Below are 17,325 nucleotides of genomic sequence, written 5' to 3' on the forward strand. Positions count from 1 at the left end.
CGATCTAGATCCGCGCCGTCAAAGGGGATCGCTGGGCTGGGGAGCTAAGCGAAGGAAACACCAATGCCGCTTTCCACCATCCGTTCGGAGCAACTGCCCCCGCCCGTCGGCCCATTTTCGCCCGCGGTACGCTCGGGCGGGTTCATCTTCTTCAGCGGCCAGGTCGGGGCCGATCCCAACAGCGGCAAGCTAGTCGAGGGCGGAGTCGAGGCCGAGGCGAAGCAGCTGTTCGCCAACCTGAACACTTTGCTCGAGGCGGCCGGCAAGTCGTTCGCCGATGTGGTGAAGGCGAACGTGTTCCTGACGAACATCGCGGACTTCGCCGCGGTCAACGCCATTTACGCGGAAGCGTTCGAGGCGCCCTTCCCGGCGCGGACGACGGTCGCCGTGGCGGCGCTGCCGCTCGGCGCGAGTATCGAAATCGAACTGCTGATCAAGGAATAGGCCGATGCGCTACGACTTCATGATTGTCGACGTGTTCACCGACACGGCGTTCGGCGGAAACCAGCTCGCGGTGCTGACCGATGCGCGCGGCCTGACAGCTGAGGGGATGCAGATCATCACCCGCGAGTTCAACTTCGCCGAGACGACCTTCGTCCTTCCGCCCGACGACCCGAACCATGCCGCCCACGTGCGCATCTTCACGCCGGGGCGCGAGCTTCCGTTCGCTGGGCATCCGACGGTCGGCACGGCCTGTGTGCTGGCAATGTCGGGTGCTCGGGAAGCCGGGGCGCTCGTGCTCGAAGAAGGCGTTGGCCCGGTGCCGGTCGTGGTCGAGCAAAAGGGCGATTCCTATTCCGCGCGGCTTCGCCTCGATCGTGGACCTGACATGTCGGACAGCGTTCCATCGAAAGAAGAAGCGGCGGAGCTGCTGTCGCTCCACCCCCGCGACATCGCGGACGTGTTCGCCGCGAGCCTTGGGGTCAATTTCACCTTCGTCCAGCTCAAGGACCAGGGAACCGTCGACCGGGCCAAGCTCGACATGGATGCCTGGACCCGACTGCTCGAAACAGCCTGGGGTCCCGCAATCTATCTGTTCGCGGGCGACCTCAGCGACGGTAGCGAAGTCTATGCGCGCATGTTCGCCCCCAGCTTCGGCATCGCCGAAGACCCCGCCACCGGTGCGGCGGCCGCGGCCCTGATCGGCGCGGCGGGCGTGCGCAGCGGGATCGCCGACGGTGAGATCCGAATCGATATCAACCAGGGCGTGCAAATGGGTCGGCCGAGCCTGATCCGCGCGTCCGTCACGCTGGAAGGCGGTGCGGTCGGCTCTATCTACGTCGGCGGCGGCACTGCCTTTGTCGCCCAGGGGCAGATCGAGGTGCCCGACCGGTTCGTCGAGCGCGGATAAGATCAGGTAAGCGCGGGGGCCTGGCCGAGGACCCGGCGGACGGTGGCGGCGAGCTCGCGCTCGTTCACCGGCTTCTGGATGACCGTCGCATTGGGAGCGCGCTCCTCCAGCTCTTCCTTGTAGCCGGTGATGAAGATGACCGGGATGTCGCGGCTGGCGCAAATTTCCTCGACCGCCTTGAGCCCGTCCCCCGGAAGCAGGCGGACGTCGGCCGTGATCAGGTCGATCTTTTGCGCGTGGGCGCCCATCACCGCGGTGTCTTCGGACCGCGCAAAGCTGAACGATGTAAAGCCGAGCGACTCCAGCACGTCCTGGAGCGACCGGCCGATGAGGTATTCGTCCTCGATTATGAAGGCGTGCATTTGTCTGTCCCGCTGGAGGAGGCGGTGCTCGACTCGCCCTTAATCACCCACAACGCCTGATTGGGGCGTTCGTTGCCTGCTAGCGCTTCAGGCCGGCGATCAGGATGTCGACCATGCGCCGAGCGGCAGCGTCCCAATTGGGACCAGGCGTCGTGGTCGCGACCCCGTAAAGCGCGCGAAGCAGGTCGAGCGGCTCGATCCCCGGATCGGCGATGTCGCCGCGTGCGATCGGCTGCGCGACCAGAATGTCGAGCGCGGTCATCAGCTGCGCGGTCGCATCGGCCTTGGCATCGCCGGCGGACGCCTTGACCGCTTCCCCGAGCGCGATTTTGTCCTGGAGGTGATCGACGAACAGGATCAACCATGCGCGCAAGGCCTCAAGCGGCGGTTTGGACCCGGCGAGCGCTTCGGCCTCCTGGCACAGGCGGGCGATCTCGCTTCGGTAGACTTCGAGCAGCAGCTCATCGCGGTTGGGAAAGTGACGATAGAGCGTGCCGATCCCGACCCCGGCCTGGCGCGCAACCTCCTCCATGCTGACCGAAGCGCCATGCGCCCCGAAAGCGGCGCGGGCAGCATCGAGCAGCTTCGCGCGGTTGCGCTCGGCGTCTGCCCGGGGCTTTCTGAGAGGGGTGGAATCGGGGCTCAAAAATATCTCTTGCAAAACGGAGGGTGCCTCCATATTTAAGCGGAGGCGTCCTCCAGTTCTAGTGATTCGCGCATCGTTCCGCAACCCCCAGCTGGAGCAGCGAACCCGAGGCCGCTGATAATTTCAGCCTTTGGAGACCCCCATGATCACCCCATTCGACCAGTTCGACACCGCCCAAGACAATTTCGGCCAGGACCATGACGTGACCTTCCCCGGAACGTCGTCCGACGACGTCATCGTGCTTAGCCAGGATTCGCCGGCGTTCGGCTATCACTCCACCACCGACCAGGTCCTTGCCGGCATCGATCTCAGCGGCAAGCGCGTGCTGGTGACCGGCGTTTCGGCCGGGCTTGGCGTGGAAACCGCGCGTGCCCTTTCGGCGCACGGCGCGAACGTCGTCGGCACTGCGCGCGACCTCGCCAAGGCGGAGCGGGCGCTCAAGGAAGCCGGCGCGAAGAATATCGAGTTGGTCCAGATCGATCTCGCGGACCTAAAAAGCGTTCGCGCGGGCGCCGACCAGCTGATCGCCGATGGGCGGCCATTCGACCTCATCATCGCGAATGCCGGGGTCATGGCGACGCCGTTCGGCCATACCGCCGACGGGTTTGAGACCCAGTTCGGCACCAACCACCTCGGGCACTTCGTGCTGATCAACCGGACAGAGCCCCTGATTCGCGACGGTGGCCGCGTCGTCAGCCTCGCCTCGTCTGGCCACCGCTTTTCCGACGTCGATCTCGACGACCCCAATTTCGAGCGCACCGCCTATGAACCCTATGTCGCCTACGGCCGCTCGAAGACCGCCAACATCCTGTTCGCCGTCGAGTTCGATCGCCGGCACAAGGATCGCGGCGTGACGGCGACCGCAGTCCACCCGGGCGGAATCGCAACCGAGCTCGGCCGTCATCAGACGGAAGAGCAGATCAACGAACTGCTGAGCGCCGCGGGCCTCGATATGTCGACCTTCGAGTGGAAGACGATTCCGGAAGGCGCAGCCACATCAGTCTGGGCGGGCGTGGTTGCCGATCCCGAAGAGATCGGCGGCCGCTATTGCGAAAATTGCCACGTCACAACCAACGTCACTGACGGTCAAATCAGTGCGGTTGCGGAAGGCGTCCGGCCCTACGCACTCGACCCGGAACGCGCCAAGGCGCTGTGGGCGAAGAGCGAAGAGATGGTCGGCGAGCGCTTCTAAGTCCGGCCTCAGTTGCGGCGCGCGTTCGGCTCTCCCCTGGCCGGGCGCGCGCCGTTTGCCATGGCGGCTGCGGCGAGTGACGCTTGCGCTCGGCGAAAAGCCTGTCATGGAACTGACACATCCGCGTCAGGGCGGGGTTGATGGGGACGCCTATGTTCGCCTGGTTTCAGCGCCTGCTTCCACGCACCGGCGATTTCTTCGGCATGTTTGAAGCCCATGCGGCGACGGTGGTGGGCGCGGCCAACGCGCTCAACAAGCTCGTCGACGGGGGCAAAGCGCAGACCGAGCATATCAGCGAGATCCACCGTTTCGAGCACCAGGCGGACGATGTCATTCGCGAGGTGCTTCGGACCGTTCGCAAGACCTTCCTAACCCCGTTCGACCGCGGCGCGATCACCTCGCTGATCGGCGCGATGGACGATGCGATCGACGAGATCCAGGACACCGCCCGGGCGATCGACCTTTACGAACTCAAGACCTTCACCCCCGAGATGAAGCAGATGGTAGCGCTGATCGACCAGTCGGCGGGGATCGTGGCCGAAGCCATCCCGCTGCTCCGCGACATCAGCCGCAACGGCCCCCGCATCCATGAGCTGACCGAAAAACTGGTCCGGATGGAAAGCGAGGCCGACGTGATCCACGCCGCGGGGCTCAAGAAAGCATTCCAGGACAACAAGCCCGAGCCGATGCAGTTCATGGTCGCGCGCGAGACCTACAAGCATCTCGAGCGAATCGCCGACGCGTTCGAGGATGTCGCCAACGAGATCGACGGGATCGTCATCGATCATGCCTGAACGGCGCGGGATCTGACGACCCATGCATGAGCTTGCGCTGCCGCTGCTCGTCGGGCTGATCGCCGTCGCGCTGGCGTTCGACTTCCTGAACGGCCTGCACGACGCAGCGAACTCGATCGCAACAGTGGTTGGCACGCGGTTGCTGAAGCCGGTCTGGGCGGTCGGCTTCGCCGCCTTCTTCAACTTCGCGGCTTACTTCCTCGCGCTGAAATGGCCCGAGCTGCACAAGGTCGCCGACACGATCGGCAAGGGACTGATCGACAAGGATCTGATCACGCCAGCGGTAGTGTTCGGCGCGCTCGTGGGCGCGATGTTCTGGAACGTCGTCACCTGGGTGAAGGGCATTCCGTCCTCGTCGAGCCACGCGCTAGTGGGCGGGATCGTCGGAGCCGGCGTTGCCCATGCAAGCATCGCCGGGATCCAGTGGGCGGGACTCAACAAGACGCTGATCGCGATCGTGCTGTCGCCGCTCCTCGGTCTGGTCCTCACCATGACCATCATGCTGGGAACGAGCTGGCTGGGCGTGCGCGCAAGCTCGCGCGGGGCCGAGAAGACGTTCCGCGGGCTGCACCTGGTTTCCGCCGGTGCTTATTCGCTGGGCCACGGCCTCAACGATGCCCAGAAGACGATGGGCATCATTACGGTGCTGCTCTACTCGACCGGTTATCTGCACGGCGAATTCCACGTTCCGCACTGGGTCGCGCTCAGCTGCTACGTCGCGATCGGTCTCGGCACCTTGAGCGGTGGCTGGAAGATCATCGAGACAATGGGCACGCGCATCACCAAGCTCGACCAGCATCAGGGCTTCTCGGCTTCGGCCGGAGGCTCGATCATGCTGTTCGCCGCCTCCTATCTCGGCATCCCGGTGTCGACGACACACACAATCACCGGGTGCGTGATCGGCGCGGGCGCAGCGCGCCGCGCATCGGCGGTGCGGTGGGGGATCGCGCGCAATGTGATGATCGCGTGGATCATCACCATCCCGGCATCGGCCACGGTCGCGGCCTTATTCTACTGGCTGATCAGCGGCTATGCGGCGCGGGCGTTGCTCGCGACCGCCGTCCTGGCGCTGGTCGGCTTCGCGATTTTCGCAATGCGTGAGTTCAAGGCCGCGACGACCGCTCGTGGAAGGTTGGCCGGCGCGCTTGCGGCGTTGGGCTTCATCGTCGCGGCGATACTCGTCGCCTACGGAGCGGTCAGCTAGCTTTTATTCGGCCGCGGCGCGCTGTGGCTCCGGCTCGACAACCTGGGCGACTACTGGCGCCGCCGCGAGATATTTGTGGATCGCGGCAACGACCTGCGCGCCATCGCCGACCGAGGCGGCGACGCGCTTGACCGAAGTCGAGCGGACATCGCCGACGGCGAAGATGCCGCGCCGGCTGGTTTCCAGCGGCAGCCGGTCCGACCCGGCCTCGTCGCCAGTGAGCACAAAGCCGCGTTCGTCGAGCTTGATGCCCGAGCTCTGCACCCAGTCGGTGTTGGGCTCCGCGCCGATGAACGAGAAGAGGAAGCGAGCCGGATAGCGAGTCTCGGTACCCGACGAGCGCTCGCGGATCGTGATCGCTTCGAGCGCGCCGGGCTCGCCTTCAAGCGCCCCGACCTCGCAGCCGATCACCACGTCGACGTTGGGCTGGCTGGTGATCCGCTCAATCAGATATTGCGACATGGTCTGCTCGAGCGGGCGCCGCGCGACGAGCGTGACGTGGCGCGCGCGGCTGGCGAGGAAGACTGTCGCCTGGCCTGCTGAATTGCCGCCGCCGACGAGCACGACGTCCTGCCCAGCGGCAAGGTCGGCTTCGAGCGGGGAGGCCCAATAATGGACCGAGGAGCCTTCAAATTCCTCGAGCCGGTCGACCTCCAGGCGGCGGTAGCGGGCGCCGGTGGCGAGCACGACCGAACGCGCCTGAACCTTCTCGCCGGTGGCGAGCACGAGGTGGCACGGGTCATTGCCGCATTCGAGCTTCACCGCTTCGTCGGGAATGGCGATGTCGACACCGAACTTCTGCGCCTGGCTGAACGCCCGGCCCATCAGGGCCATGCCGGTAATGCCGGTCGGGAAGCCGAGGTAATTTTCGATCCGCGCCGACGCGCCCGCCTGGCCGCCGAACGAGCGGCAGTCGATGGCCATCACCGACAGGCCTTCCGAGCCTGCATAGACCGCGGTGGCGAGCCCCGCCGGCCCGGCACCGATGATCACGACATCATAGAGGCGGTCGGCGTCGATCGGGCCGAGCAGGCCGGTGCAGCGCGCGAGCTGGTCCTCGCTTGGATTGCGGAGCAATTGCCCGGTCGGGCAAAGGACGATCGGCAGTTCCTCATCGGAGACCTGGAACCGCTCGACCAGGGTCCGCGCGCACGCGTCGTTGGCAGGATCCAAATTCTGGTACGGATGGCCATTGCGACGCAGGAAATTGACCAGCCGAAGGACGTCTGCGTTGCTGTCCGACCCCACGATGATCGGTCCGGCGCCGGTTTCGATGAGGCCCATGCGGCGGAGGATCAGCGCACGCATGATGCGCTCGCCCAACCCCGCTTCGGCGATCAGCAGAGCCCGAACCCGGTCGGCGGGAATGGCGACTGCTTCGACGTCGGTCAGCGCTTGTTCGTTGACCAGGAACGGGCGGCCGGAGAGCTGCGCGAGCTCGCCGATGAAATTGCCGCGCTCATGAGTAACGATATGGGTCGCCTGGCCATGCTCGGGCGAGGTGACCTCGATTTTGCCGGATAGGACGAGCATCATTCCCGGGCCGACTTCCCCAAGCCGCGCGACCATGTCACCGGCCTTGAAATCCCGGCGTTCGCCGAAGCGGGCGATCCGCTCGATTTCCTCGTCGGTGAAGCGCGGGAACATCTGGTCCCCGCGGGTGGCATAAGTCGGTCCCCGGTCGTCGGTCACTTGGCTGCCTCGCCCTTTCGGATGAAGGCCTCGATCGCGTCCATCACTTGCTTGGGCTGCTCTTCCATCAACCAGTGGCCGGAATCGGCGACGCTGAGCGCGGTGACGTTGTCCGCCGCGAACTGGATCTCGTTGGCAAAGCCAATGCCGAAGCTTTTCTCGCCGCCGATCGCGAGGACGGGCATCGCCAGCTTCCCGTCGGCCACGAACTTCTGGTTGTCGACCGCGTCCTGGCGGAACGCCTCGAATTGCGAGAAGGCGCCGTGCATTGCCTTGGGCCGCGAATAGAGCGCGGCATAATGGGCGCGGGTGTCTTCGTCGATATGCTTCGGGTCGGCGGACAGCTCATTATAGAAACGATCGAGATAGAGCCGCTCGCGCCCCGCGATGAGCTTTTCCTCGTCCGGTCCCCAAAAATCGAAATGCCAGGTGCGATGGTCGAGCAAGGTGTCCGTCCAGTGGCCGAGGCCGGGCAACGGCGCATCCATCACGACCCAGCGCTTCACCCGCCCACGGTTCTCCGCCGCGAAGGCGTAGCCGACCATGTTGCCGATATCGTGGGTGACCATGTCGACGGGGCCGTCGACCCTGAGCGCGGCGAGCAGGGTCGCCATGTCGACCCCCTGGTTCTTCTTGTCATAGCCCGATTCGGGGTGACCAGAGAGGCCCATGCCGCGAAGGTCCGGGACGATGACCCGATGATCCCTCGCGAGCCGCGCGGCGAGCGGCGCCCACATGTCGCCGGTATCGCCGAAGCCGTGGATGAGCAGCACCGCCGGGCCCTGGCCGCCGCTGCGGACATGGATCGTCGTGCCGTTGGTCTCGACGTCCTGCGCGTGGAAGCTGGCCGGAAATGGCGTGACCGCCGCGACCCCCGTACCCGGGATGGTCGCGGCGGCCAGCGCCAACGCAACGACAACAGATTTCATCATTTCGCCGGGATCGGCTCGGCGATCAGCGCAGGCGCGTCCTCGCGTTTGAGGCCGACCTGTTCGCCGCGGGCGAAGGCAAGGATGTCCGCGTTGATCAGGTCGGGGTGCGTCGCGTGGCAGCCGTGCGGCAGGTCCTTGTAGGTCTTGAGGCTGCCGTTCGGGAGCAATTGCGCAGAAAGCGGGCCCGCATCCGCATAAGGCACGATCTGATCGTCCTCGCTATGGATCACCAGCACCGGCACCTGGATCGACTTCAAATCTTCGGTGAAGTCGGTTTCCGAAAAGGCCTTGATGCACTCGTAGCCGGCCTTGGCGCTGCCCATCATGCCTTGCCGCCACCAATTGCGGATCAGGCCCTCGATCGGAGTCACGCCGACGCGGTTGAAGTTGTAGAAAGGCCCGCTCGCAATATCGAGATAGAATTGGGCGCGGTTGTCGGCGAGCGCCTTGCGGAAGCCGTCGAACACCTCGATCGGCGTGCCGCCTGGGTTCGACTCCTTCTTGACCATCACCGGTGGGACGGCGTCCAGCAGCACCGCTTTCGCAACCCGGCCCGGCTCGGCGCGCGCGACATAATGGGCAACTTCGCCGCCGCCGGTCGAATGGCCGACGTGGATCGCGTTGCGAAGGTCGAGCGCGTTGACGAGGTCTTCGACGTCGGACGCGTAGGTGTCCATCTCATTGCCGCTGTCGGTTTGCTCGGAGCGGCCGTGGCCGCGGCGGTCGTGAGCGACGACGCGATAGCCCTCGTTGAGGAAGAAGATCATCTGCGCGTCCCAGTCGTCGGCGCTCAGCGGCCAGCCGTGATGGAAGTGAATCGGCTGAGCGCTCTTCGGACCCCAATCTTTGTAGAAGATCTGCGCGCCGTCTTTGGCAGTGATGAATGGCATGGATAGTCCTCCGCTCCTTCATGCCCGGCCAGCGGGACCGGTGCCGGTCCAGACGCGGTTCGATCGGCGGAGAATACCGGCTCCGTCGAACGCTCGGACTCGGTCGAGACAGTGCCGGGGCCGTAACAGCATTTCTGTTGCAACGTGAAGACAGCGACTCGGTAACGTTCACAATCTCTCTTTGGTCGAAAAGCCGGAGCGCAAAAGATTACAGCCGTTGCGCTCGGCCCATCGGACGCTAAGTTCCGCGTCGGCCGCCACAAAATCACCGGAGATTTCAAGTTGATGCGCTTTTCGAGCCGCTTTGCCCTGCTCGCGTCCGCGACGATTCTCACGCAGCCGGCACTTGCGGCAACGCCCGTCGGGCCGACGTCGGTCCCGATCCCGTCGCTGGTCAAGCAGGTCTCGATCCCGCATTCGACGTTCAAGCTCGCCAATGGCCTGACGGTCATTGTTCACGAGGATCACAAGGCGCCGGTCGTCGCGGTCAGCATGTGGTACAATGTCGGCTCCAAGGACGAGCCCCGGGGCAAGACCGGCTTTGCCCACCTGTTCGAGCATTTGATGTTCAACGGGACCGAGAATCTTGCCGGCGACTATTTCAACTATCTCCAGGAAGTCGGCGCGACCGACTATAACGGGACGACCTCCTACGACCGGACCAACTATTACGAGACGGTGCCGACGGGGGCTCTCGACCGCGCCTTGTTCATGGAAAGCGACCGCATGGGGCACCTGCTCGGCGCGGTTACGCAGGGCGTTCTCGATAATCAGCGGAGCGTCGTCCAGAACGAGAAGAGGCAGAACGACAGCCGCCCCGGCGGCCTCATCCAATATGAGCTGTTCGGCCAGCTGTTCCCGCCCGGCCACCCCTATCATCACACCACGATCGGCTCGATGGCCGACCTCGACGCGGCCAGCCTTGCCGACGTCAAGCAATGGTTCCGCGACCGCTACGGCCCCAACAACGCGGTGCTGGTGATCGCCGGCGACGTGACCGCGGCCCAGGCCAAGCCGATGGTCGAGAAATATTTCGGCGCGATTCCTGCCGGGCCGGTCAATCATCCGGCGAATGCGCCGTTGCCGGTGCTGAAAGCGCCCAAGTCCATCACCATGAAGGATCAGGTCGCGACCACCATCATTCAGCGCTACTGGGCGGTGCCGGGCCTGCTCGACAAGCGCCTCGCCGCGCTCGATATCGGCGGATCGGTGCTCGGCGGCCTCGCCAGCTCCCGGCTCGACAAGATCCTGGTCCGCGACGAGAAGATCGCGGTCGCGGTCAGCGCCAGCATGACGCCGCTACAGCGCGCCGGCATCTTCAACGTCAGCGCCTATGTGAAGCCCGGGGTCGACCCCGCGCTCGTGTCCAAGCGGCTCGACCAGGTGCTCGCCGATTATATCGCGAAGGGACCGACCGCCGACGAGGTCGAGCGCGCGGTGATGACCGAAGTATCGGGGCGCATCCGGGGGCTTGAGGAAGTCGGCGGAAAAGCCGGCACGCTCGCCGAAGGCCAGACCTACGCGCACAGCAGCGACTTTTATAAAACGACCCTTGCTTCTTACGCGGCGATCACGCCCGCAGTGGTCACGAGCGCGATGCAGCAATGGCTCAAGAAGCCCGCGCTGACGATCGTCCTCGCGCCGGGCGATCGCGACGCTTACACCGAGTCCAAGCCGGTGAAGGCGGCCGGCCAGGCCAAGGACGCGGGCGCGGTCAAAGGCACTCGCCAGATCCCGCAGGTGGGCGAGCTCGCGGCGCTCGATTTCCCGGCGATCACGCACACCAAGCTCGCGAACGGAATCCCGCTCGATTACGTCCAGCGCACGTCGGTCCCGGTGACGCAGGTTGCGCTGTCGTTCGACGCCGGCACCGCGGCAGATGCGCCGCAGGAGCGCGGGCTCGCGGCGATGGCCATGGACCTGCTCGACGAAGGAACGTCGAAGCTGAGCTCGCAGGAATTCGCCGAGGCCGAGGAGCGGCTCGGCTCCGATGTCGGCACGAGCAATGCCGGCGACCGGTCCTACGTATCGCTGAATGCGCTGTCGCCGAACCTCGCCCCGTCGCTCGACCTGATGCGCGACGTGACCGAGGATGCCGCCTTCCGGCCGGGCGATATCGACCGCGTCCGCGCGCTGAAGCTCACGTCGATCGCGCAGTTGCAGAAGGACCCGACCCGGGTTGCGCATCGCGTGCTGCCCGACGTGCTCTACGGTCCGAACCACCCCTATGGCGGGCCGGGCGGCGGCGATCCCAAGGCGATCGCGAAGTTCACGCGCGACGATTTGATCCGCTTCCAGCAGCGCTGGCTCCGTCCCGATAACGCCAAGATTTTCGTCGTCTCCGATCGGCCGCTGAGCGAAGTGCAGCCGCTGCTCGAAGCGCGGTTCGGCAATTGGACCGCGCCGGCGATGCCCAAGGGCGTCAAGAATTTCGCCGCACCGGTGCCGCGCCCGACGAGCCCGCGCATCCTGCTGGTCAACCGCCCGGGCGCTCCGCAGTCGACCATCCTCGGCGCGGAATTGCTGCCGATCGACCCCAAGGGCGACATCGTTCCGTTCGACACCGCCAACGAAGTGCTGGGGGGGACCTTCCTGTCGCGGCTCAACATGGATCTGCGCGAGACCAAGGGCTGGTCGTACGGCGTCAACGGCGACGCGACGGTGCTCGAGCATGCGGTGCCTTATGCGGTGACTGCGCCGGTCCAGGCCGACAAGACGGGCGAGGCGCTGGCCGAGCTCAACAGTCAGATCAGCCAGTTCCTGACCACCAACGGCGTTACCGACGAGGAGCTGAAGCGCACGGTCGAGAATGACGTGAACCGCCTGCCAGGCCAGTTCGAAACGTCGGGCGCGGTGCTCGGCGCGCTCATGAACATGGACGTGCTCGACCGCCCTGACGATTATTACGAGACGCTTGCCGGCAAGTATCGCGCGCAGACCAGGGCCTCGCTCGACCGGGCCGCGCGCGGCGCGCTCGACCCCAAGGGCTTTGTGTGGATCGTCGTCGGCGACGCGGCGACGGTCAGGCCACAGCTGGAGAAGCTCGGCATGCCGATCGAGGTGGTAGAGGCGCCGTAGGTTCGCGCCGCTGCTCGTGCGCGATGCGGCGGCATTCATCGATACGCGGTTGACCCTGTCGCCGATCGGTTCGCCAGTGCGTCGCTGGAGGCCCGACCATGTTGCTTATTTCCGCTGCCCTTTTGCTCGCCGCCGCGCCGGCCGGCGGCCAGGCGCAAGCCGACCAGTTTCTCACGTATCTCGTTGGGACTTGGGGCGTGGTGTCGGTCGACCCAGCGGGCGGCGACCCGTTGCGGGTCTGCTATTCGGTCCAGCCGTTCGTCGGCGACAAATGGATTTCGGGCGTTGCGGTCTCGGCCACGCCGGGGTTCGGTTCGAAGGACGTATGGGGCGTTGACGGCAGCACGGGCGAACTGACCCGCACCATATTCGACGTCAGCGGCACATATGCTGTCGTGCGCTCGCCCGGCTGGGCGGACAACGCGCTGGTGCTCGAAGGCAATGCGCTGTCGAGCGGCGGGTCGATGCGCGTGCGCGAGACAATCCGCCGGGTCGGGCCGGACGAATTCACCGCGACCTGGGAAGCGTTCCGGAAGGACAAGTGGAGCGCTTATGCCGTCGAAACGGCGAAGCGCGTCGGCAAGGACGAGTGCGGCCTTCGGAGCTAGGCTACTTCACCCGCGTCACATGGCCCATCTTGCGGCCGGGGCGCGCTTCACCCTTGCCGTAAATGTGGACGTGGAGATCGGGCTCGGCGACGAGTTCGGCCCAGCGATCGACATCGCGGCCGATGAGGTTGTCCATCGTCGCGCCGCTGCCGGCCAGTGCGGTCGAGCCGGGCGGAAGGTCGCAGATCGCGCGGATATGCTGCTCGAACTGCGAGGTCACCGCGCCTTCGATCGTCCAGTGCCCGCTGTTGTGCACGCGCGGCGCGATCTCGTTGACGACCGGGCCCGTCTCGCTGGCAAAGAACTCCACGGTGAGGACGCCGATGTGATCGAGCGCCTCGGCTATCCTGAGCGTCGCTTCGCGCGCTTCCTCGACCTGCACCGCGACTGCGTCGCTGCACGGCACGGTCGAACGACGGAGGATGCCCTCGCCATGCTGGTTCTCGGCTGAATCCCAGAAGCAGTGGCGGCCATCGGCCCAGCGCGCGATGATCACCGAAAATTCGGCGGTGAAGTCCACGCCCGCCTCGGCAACGGCAGGCTCGCGCCCGATCGCTTCCCAGGCCGCGGCGGCCTCGGCCGGATCGCGGATCCACGCCTGACCCTTGCCGTCATAGCCGTAGCGTCGGGTTTTCAGCACGACCGGGGTGCCCAGCGCAGCGACCGCGGCTTCCATCTCTTCGAGGGTCGATACCGCGCGCCACGGAGCGACACGTGCATCGCAGCGTTCGATGAACTCCTTCTCCTTCGCGCGGTCCTGCGCGATGGCGAGCGAGCGCGCACTCGGCCTGAGCTTGTCGCCGAGGACCTCGAGCGGGCCGACCGGCAAATTCTCGAACTCGTAGGTTGCGATATCCACTTCGCTCGCAAACTTCCTCAGCGCCTCGACATCGTCGTAGGCGGCGCGGGTGAACCTGGCAGACACCTGCGCGGCGGGACCGTGCTCGTGCGGATCGAAGATGTGGCATTTGTAGCCGAGCTGCGCCGCCGCCATGCTGAGCATTCGGCCAAGTTGGCCGCCGCCGATTATACCGATCGTGGAACCGGGCGAGGCAGTCATTCCGGCGCTTCGGCCACCGACCCAGTCTGATTTTCGCGCCATGCCTCGAGCCGCGCCGCAAGCGCATCGTCGGTGGTGGCGAGCATCGCCGCAGCGAGGAGCGCGGCGTTGATCGCCCCGGCCTTGCCGATGGCGAGCGTGCCGACCGGGATGCCGGCCGGCATCTGGACGATCGACAACAGGCTATCCATGCCTTTGAGCGCCTGGCTTTCGACCGGAACGCCAAGCACCGGAAGCGAGGTCATCGACGCCGTCATGCCGGGGAGATGCGCCGCACCGCCGGCGCCCGCGATCACGACCTTGAGGCCGCGATCCCTGGCCGAATGGGCATAATCGTAGAGGCGCTTCGGTGTGCGGTGGGCGGAGACGACCTTGGTTTCGTGGGGGACCCCAAGCGTCTCCAGCGTCTCGGCGGCATGGCGCATCGTCTCCCAATCGGATTTGCTGCCCATGATGATGCCGACCAGCGGCCCATCGTCATGCATTGTCCCGCCTTGACGCAATTGCCTGGAAGAGGCTCGTTTAGGGTGAGGATTCTGGCTAGGCAATCACGGCTTGGCCGCGGTGATGCTCGCGAGGTGATTTCCGCGGTCAAGCACCAACATTTTCAAGGGGTTGGAATCGCGCTATGACTTGGCGGCAGACGAAAACCGGCTCGGGGGGCAATGTCTGACCAGCTGACCGACGGTCCGAACGTGGACCGCCTGATCGACGAGATCGACCAACTGCGCGGCAAGGTCGCGCAGCTGCAGGCGCGCGTCGAGCAACTCGACCAGCTCGCCCATCAGGACGCGCTGATCAATCTCCCCAACCGCCGCGGCTTCATGCGCGCGCTGGAGCGCTTCATCGACCGGGCAAGCCGCTACAGCGAGCCATCGGCGATGCTCTACGTCGACCTCGACGGGCTGAAGATGATCAACGACAGCTTCGGCCACCAGGCCGGCGACCAGGCCCTGATCCAGGCGGCCGACATGCTGATCGGCGGCGTTCGCAAGAGCGACGTCGTCGCGCGCATCGGCGGCGACGAATTCGGTATCCTGCTCGCCCATTCCGATAGCGAAAAGGCGCACGAGGCCGCCCAGCGGCTGGTCGACGTCATTGCCGGGCGCGGCTTCACCCACGACGGGGAACAGCTTCCCTTAAGCGTTGCGATCGGGGTGACGATGATCTCGCCGGGCGACAGCGCGGACGAAGTCATCGCGCGGGCCGACCAGGAAATGTACCGAAGAAAGGCTGAAGCCGCGTAAAAAAGGAGGGGGAAATGGCTTCCAGATTGAAGCACATTCTGCTGGCGGCGGCCGTGGCCGCTGCGGCGACCTTGCCATTACCACCGGCGCAGGCCGCGACAGCGCAGGATTATGTCGGACGCTGGACGGGGCAGACCGACTGGCGCGGGATCGACGGCTTTGACAGCGACGGATCGTGGTGGGATTTCGCATCCGACGGAACGTTCGTCGACAATGGCGATGAACGAGGCACGTGGAGTGTCGATTCCGACGGCTATATCAACTTCGCCTATGCCGGCGGCGGCCAGTCCCATTACTACGGCACGATCGTCGGCGGGCGGGACGATGACCAACGGATCGGCCAACGGAGTCTTTGCGCTGCGCCGCTAGCTATTCGTCGTCGAGGTAGTAACGGCGCTCGACCGAGAGGTCGTCGCGAAGGTCGTAGACGATCGGTTTCCCGGTCGGGATCTCGAGCCCGACAATCTCATCATCGCCGATCTCGGACAGATATTTGATGATCCCGCGCAGCGAATTGCCGTGGGCGGCGACGAGCACGCGCTTGCCCGACTTCAGCGCCGGCGCGATCTCACGCTCGTAATAAGGCACCGCGCGCGCGATCGTTTCCTTGAGGCTTTCGGTCTGCGGCACGTCGATCCCGGCGTAGCGGCGGTCGCGGCTGACGTTGTAGGGGCTGTCCGCCTCCAGTGGTGGCGGTGGGATGTCGAACGAGCGGCGCCAGATCTTGACCTGCTCGGCACCGACCTTGTCGATCATCTCCTGCTTGTTGAGGCCGGTCAGCCCGCCGTAGTGGCGCTCGTTCAAGCGCCAGTCCTTGGTCACCGGGAGCCAGAGCCGGTCCATTTCGTGAAGCACCAGGTGGAGGGTGCGAATGGCGCGCGTCAGGACGCTGGTGAAGCAGCAATCGAAGTCGAAGCCCTTGTCGCGGAGCAGTGCCCCGGCGGCGCGCGCTTCGGCGATCCCCTGATCGCTAAGGTCGACGTCCCACCAGCCGGTGAAGCGATTCTCGAGGTTCCACTGCGACTGTCCGTGCCGCAGGAGAACAAGAGCCGGCATTAAGCTTCGACCTTCTCGCGCTTGGCGGAATCGCGCTGGGCGGTCGCCGCCGAAAGCTGCGGAAGGATCGCGTGGAGCGCGTCGAGGCAGGCGTAAGCGAGGTATTTCGAGCGCTGCGGCGACCAGCCGTAAACCTCGTCCGGAAGGTCGAAGTTATCCTTGAATGGCATTTCGAGCGTCATCGAAACACAGCCGTAGCGTTCCGCCAGCTGCGTGGTCGACATGCTCATGTTCGCTTCGCCCGGCGCGGAGATTTCATAGCCCTTCTGCCGCTGGAAATCGGGCGACAGCCGCTCCAGCGTTTCGCCGAACAGCTCGAACAGTTTTTGTTGCCGGTCGGTGTGCGACGGGATGCCTTCGAAGCCAGCAAGGAAGTTTGCGGGGATCGCCTCGTCGCCGTGGACGTCCATCGCGAAATCGACCCCGGTCTCGTCCATTGCATTGCGCACGCACAGGACTTCCGGGCTCTTCTCCGCCGAAGGCGCATGCCATTCGCGGTTGAGGTTCACGCCGACCGCGTTGGTGCGCAGGTGGCCGCGCCGAGATCCATCGGGGTTCATGTTGGGAACGACGCGGAACGTACATTTCTTGCGCAGCACGCGGGCGATCGGGTCATCCTCATCGACGAGCTTCTCGAGCGCGCCTTCCATCCACCATTCGGCCATGCTCTCGCCCGGGTGCTGGCGGGCGTAGAGCCACACGTTCAAGGAGCCTTCGCCGATCGTCAGGCAGTCGATGTCCTGGCCGTCGAGAGTTTTGCCGAGCGAGCGATAGCCAACGCCGGGGATAAGCGCGGTTTGGGTGACGAGGTCGTGATGCCGCTCCATCGAGTAAGGCGCGAAATAAGCGATCCACACCACATCTTGCGGCGGGGTCAGCTTCATCGTCAGCACGCCGTTCGCGTAGCTTGTGTCGGTGATCCGGACCCATTCTTCGCGGTCGAGGCTCATCACGCCTTTGTAGTCGGGCCAGCCGTGCGGGTAGGCCGAAGCGGCGCAGTTGGTGATGCGCAGGGTCACTTCGCGGCCGGCTGCGCCAGCAAGACGAAAGTAGAACCACTGGTAGAAATCGGACATGTGGTCCGCCACGATTTCGAGGTCGAAGCGGTCGCCATCCTGGTTGGCGACGCGGATGTTGCCCGCGTCGAATGAGCTCGAAATCGTGATTGCCATGGCCGTACTCGTTTAACTGGCTGGGAAAGTCGCGGGGCCTG

16 protein-coding genes and 1 pseudogene are annotated in these 17,325 nt (G+C 65.2%); 8 read left to right on the forward strand and 9 right to left on the reverse strand.

Going from position 1 to position 17,325, the window contains the following annotated elements; all coding sequences use genetic code 11:
- Positions 1-63: 63 nt before the first annotated feature.
- Together AC4K8G_RS08900 and AC4K8G_RS08905 are read left to right on the forward strand one after the other, a co-directional pair.
- Complete coding sequence (locus tag AC4K8G_RS08900; protein WP_491733796.1) at positions 64-444, forward strand: Rid family detoxifying hydrolase; 381 nt, start codon at positions 64-66, stop codon at positions 442-444.
- Between the two features lie 4 nt (positions 445-448).
- On the forward strand, positions 449-1,351 hold the full coding sequence (locus tag AC4K8G_RS08905; RefSeq protein ID WP_491733797.1) for a PhzF family phenazine biosynthesis protein: 903 nt from the start codon (positions 449-451) through the stop codon (positions 1,349-1,351).
- A gap of 2 nt (positions 1,352-1,353) precedes the next feature.
- Here AC4K8G_RS08905 and AC4K8G_RS08910 read toward each other — a convergent pair whose 3' ends face one another.
- Together AC4K8G_RS08910 and AC4K8G_RS08915 are read right to left on the reverse strand one after the other, a co-directional pair.
- The gene (locus AC4K8G_RS08910) at positions 1,354-1,713 is read right to left on the reverse strand and encodes a response regulator (RefSeq protein WP_491733798.1); all 360 of its coding nucleotides are present in this window, start codon (positions 1,711-1,713) and stop codon (positions 1,354-1,356) included.
- Between the two features lie 79 nt (positions 1,714-1,792).
- A complete protein-coding gene (locus AC4K8G_RS08915) occupies positions 1,793-2,359 on the reverse strand; it encodes a TetR/AcrR family transcriptional regulator (RefSeq protein ID WP_491733799.1) in 567 nt (188 codons plus the stop codon).
- 142 nt (positions 2,360-2,501) lie between these two features.
- On the opposite strand from AC4K8G_RS08915, the gene AC4K8G_RS08920 reads away from it, so the two are divergent.
- The 3 genes and pseudogenes from AC4K8G_RS08920 to AC4K8G_RS08930 form a co-directional block, all read left to right on the forward strand.
- The gene (locus AC4K8G_RS08920) at positions 2,502-3,551 is read left to right on the forward strand and encodes an SDR family NAD(P)-dependent oxidoreductase (RefSeq protein WP_491733800.1); all 1,050 of its coding nucleotides are present in this window, start codon (positions 2,502-2,504) and stop codon (positions 3,549-3,551) included.
- Positions 3,552-3,703: 152 nt separating this feature from the next.
- A complete protein-coding gene (locus tag AC4K8G_RS08925; protein ID WP_491733801.1) occupies positions 3,704-4,345 on the forward strand; it encodes a DUF47 domain-containing protein in 642 nt (213 codons plus the stop codon).
- Between the two features lie 22 nt (positions 4,346-4,367).
- Positions 4,368-5,366 (forward strand): annotated as a pseudogene (locus tag AC4K8G_RS08930) (inorganic phosphate transporter); the annotation flags it as partial.
- A 186-nt stretch (positions 5,367-5,552) separates the two neighbouring features.
- Here the strand turns inward: AC4K8G_RS08930 and AC4K8G_RS08935 are convergent.
- From AC4K8G_RS08935 to AC4K8G_RS08945, 3 genes are read right to left on the reverse strand one after another with little or no spacing between them, the layout of a single operon-like run.
- Positions 5,553-7,241 (reverse strand): FAD-dependent oxidoreductase, encoded by a 1,689-nt coding sequence (locus tag AC4K8G_RS08935; RefSeq protein ID WP_491733802.1) that lies wholly within the window; start codon positions 7,239-7,241, stop codon positions 5,553-5,555.
- Positions 7,238-8,173, reverse strand: coding sequence for an alpha/beta fold hydrolase (locus tag AC4K8G_RS08940; RefSeq protein ID WP_491733803.1), 936 nt, complete (start codon positions 8,171-8,173; stop codon positions 7,238-7,240). Before AC4K8G_RS08940 ends, AC4K8G_RS08935 begins: the two co-directional genes overlap by 4 nt.
- Entirely contained in the window at positions 8,170-9,063 is an 894-nt protein-coding gene (locus tag AC4K8G_RS08945) for an alpha/beta fold hydrolase (protein ID WP_491733804.1), read from the reverse strand. Before AC4K8G_RS08945 ends, AC4K8G_RS08940 begins: the two co-directional genes overlap by 4 nt.
- A 285-nt stretch (positions 9,064-9,348) precedes the next feature.
- Between AC4K8G_RS08945 and AC4K8G_RS08950 the strand changes: the two genes are divergently transcribed.
- Both AC4K8G_RS08950 and AC4K8G_RS08955 read left to right on the forward strand, forming a co-directional pair.
- Positions 9,349-12,141, forward strand: coding sequence for a M16 family metallopeptidase (locus AC4K8G_RS08950; RefSeq protein ID WP_491734442.1), 2,793 nt, complete (start codon positions 9,349-9,351; stop codon positions 12,139-12,141).
- Between the two features lie 98 nt (positions 12,142-12,239).
- Positions 12,240-12,749 carry a hypothetical protein gene (locus AC4K8G_RS08955; protein ID WP_491733805.1) on the forward strand — a complete coding sequence of 170 codons (510 nt, stop codon included), beginning with the start codon at positions 12,240-12,242 and terminating at the stop codon, positions 12,747-12,749.
- A 1-nt stretch (position 12,750) separates the two neighbouring features.
- Here the strand turns inward: AC4K8G_RS08955 and AC4K8G_RS08960 are convergent, their stop codons facing one another.
- The gene (locus AC4K8G_RS08960) at positions 12,751-13,809 is read right to left on the reverse strand and encodes a 5-(carboxyamino)imidazole ribonucleotide synthase (protein ID WP_491733806.1); all 1,059 of its coding nucleotides are present in this window, start codon (positions 13,807-13,809) and stop codon (positions 12,751-12,753) included.
- Positions 13,806-14,294, reverse strand: a complete 489-nt coding sequence (gene purE, locus AC4K8G_RS08965) for a 5-(carboxyamino)imidazole ribonucleotide mutase (RefSeq protein WP_491733807.1) — start codon at positions 14,292-14,294, stop codon at positions 13,806-13,808. Before purE ends, AC4K8G_RS08960 begins: the two co-directional genes overlap by 4 nt.
- Positions 14,295-14,474: 180 nt before the next feature.
- Between purE and AC4K8G_RS08970 the strand changes: the two genes are divergently transcribed.
- A complete protein-coding gene (locus AC4K8G_RS08970; RefSeq protein WP_491733808.1) occupies positions 14,475-15,056 on the forward strand; it encodes a GGDEF domain-containing protein in 582 nt (193 codons plus the stop codon).
- 369 nt (positions 15,057-15,425) lie between these two features.
- Here AC4K8G_RS08970 and gpmA read toward each other — a convergent pair whose 3' ends face one another.
- Positions 15,426-16,112: a 2,3-diphosphoglycerate-dependent phosphoglycerate mutase gene (gene gpmA, locus AC4K8G_RS08975; protein WP_491733809.1), complete on the reverse strand. Its 687-nt coding sequence runs from the start codon at positions 16,110-16,112 to the stop codon at positions 15,426-15,428.
- Positions 16,112-17,284, reverse strand: a complete 1,173-nt coding sequence (locus AC4K8G_RS08980) for a M14 family metallopeptidase (protein ID WP_491733810.1) — start codon at positions 17,282-17,284, stop codon at positions 16,112-16,114. Before AC4K8G_RS08980 ends, gpmA begins: the two co-directional genes overlap by 1 nt.
- Between the last annotated feature and the right edge of the window lie 41 nt (positions 17,285-17,325).

It is taken from the genome of Sphingomonas sp. SP3 (assembly GCF_058514305.1).